1 protein-coding gene is annotated in these 1,799 nt (G+C 75.4%); it reads left to right on the top strand.

Features of this window, described 5'->3' with window-relative positions:
- Positions 1-43 precede the first annotated feature (43 nt).
- Positions 44-1,738, top strand: a complete 1,695-nt coding sequence (locus HMPREF3159_RS14040; protein ID WP_070501753.1) for a phospho-sugar mutase — start codon at positions 44-46, stop codon at positions 1,736-1,738.
- The last annotated feature ends 61 nt before the right edge of the window (positions 1,739-1,799 follow it).

Genomic DNA, 1,799 nt, shown 5'->3' with positions numbered 1-1,799 from the left:
CGCCGCCGGTCCGGCCGGCGACGCCCCCGGCCCGGACGCCGAGCTGCGTGCCCGGGTCGCCGCCTGGATCGCCGACGACCCCGATCCCGTCACCCGGGCGGCGCTCGAGAACCTCCTGGAGCAGGCGGATGCCGGCGATGCCGCGGCCGCCGAGGAGATCCGCGACGCCTTCTCCGGCGACCTGGAATTCGGCACGGCCGGGCTGCGCGGCCGCATGGCCCCGGGACCGCACCGGATGAACCTCGCCGTGGTCTCCCGCGCCGCGCGCGGCCTGGCCGACCATCTCACCGGCGATCTCGGCCTCGAGCAGCCGCTGGTCGTGATCGGCTTCGACGCCCGGCACCGCTCCGAGGACTTCGCTCGCGCCTCCGCCGCGATCATGACGGCGGCCGGCTGCCGCGTGCATCTGCTGGAGCGGCACGGCCCGACCCCGCTGATCGCCTTCGCCGTCCGCCACCTCGGCGCCGATGCGGGGATCGTGGTCACCGCCTCCCACAACCCGCCGGCGGACAACGGCTACAAGGTCTACCTCGGCGGCCGCGCCTCCGCCCCCGACGGACAGGGCGTGCAGATCGTGCCGCCCTCGGACGCGCAGATCGCCGCCCGCATCGCCGCCGTCGGCCCCGTGCGGGAGATCCCCCGCGCCGAGGGCTGGGAGGTGCTCGGCGAGCAGCTGCGCGAGGACTATCTCGCCGCGATCTGCGCGCTGCCGGATCCGGAGGGGCCGCGGCAGGTGCGGATCGTGCACACCGCGATGCACGGCGTGGGCACCGAGACGGCGCTCGCGGCCCTGCACCGCACCGGCTTCGCCGAGGTGCACCCGGTCGCGAAGCAGGCCGATCCGGACCCCGACTTCCCCACCGTCGCCTTCCCGAACCCTGAGGAGCCCGGCGCGATCGACCTCGCCCTCGAGCTCGCCCGCACCCTCGAGGCCGACGTGGTCATCGCCAATGACCCTGATGCGGATCGCTGCGCCGCCGCCGTGCTCGACCCGCACCTCGGCGACTGGCGGATGCTCACGGGCGACGAGCTCGGCGTGCTACTGGGCGACCACCTGATCCGCCGCCACGGCTATGCGGGGACGGTCGCGAACTCGGTCGTCTCCAGCCGCTGGCTGGGACGGATCGCGCAGGCGGCGGGGCTCGAGGCCGCGACGACGCTGACAGGCTTCAAGTGGATCGCCCGCGCCCCGGGGATCGTCTTCGGCTACGAGGAGGCGATCGGCTACTGCGTGCTGCCCGAGGTGGTGCGAGACAAGGACGGCCTCTCCGCCGCGCTGATGGTCGCCGAGATGGCGGCGCTCACCCGCGCCGACGGCACCACGCTCGTCGGACGCCTGGACGAGCTCGCACGGGAGCACGGCCTGTTCGCGACCTCGCAGCTCTCGCTGCGGGTCACGGAGCTCGCCGAGCGGGACGTGATGATGGCGCGGCTGCGCGCCGAGCCGCCCGCAGCCCTGGCGGGCGCCGAGGTCACGACGGTGCAGGACCTCGCCGAGGGCTCGGCGGAGACCACCGGCCTGCCGGCGACCGACGGGGTGCTGCTCGCCACCGCCGACGACGCGCGCGTGATCGTCCGCCCCTCCGGCACGGAGCCCAAGCTCAAGTGCTACATCGAGGTGCGCGAGGAGGTCCCCGCCGGGGCCGACGAGGCGGCGCTGGGCGAGGTGCGCCGTGCGGCCTCGGCGCACCTCGAGCAGATCACCGAGGACATGCGCCGCGCGCTCACCGGAGCCTGAGCCGGCCTCGCGTCCGCCCCGGAGGACGGGGCGGACGCGGCTCCGCGCAGGAGCGGTGCAG

Source organism: Brachybacterium sp. HMSC06H03 (assembly GCF_001807385.1).
Taxonomy (GTDB): domain Bacteria; phylum Actinomycetota; class Actinomycetes; order Actinomycetales; family Dermabacteraceae; genus Brachybacterium; species Brachybacterium conglomeratum.
The sequence above is the reverse complement of the archived record's forward strand: the minus strand, read 5'-3'. Positions and strand labels throughout refer to the sequence as shown.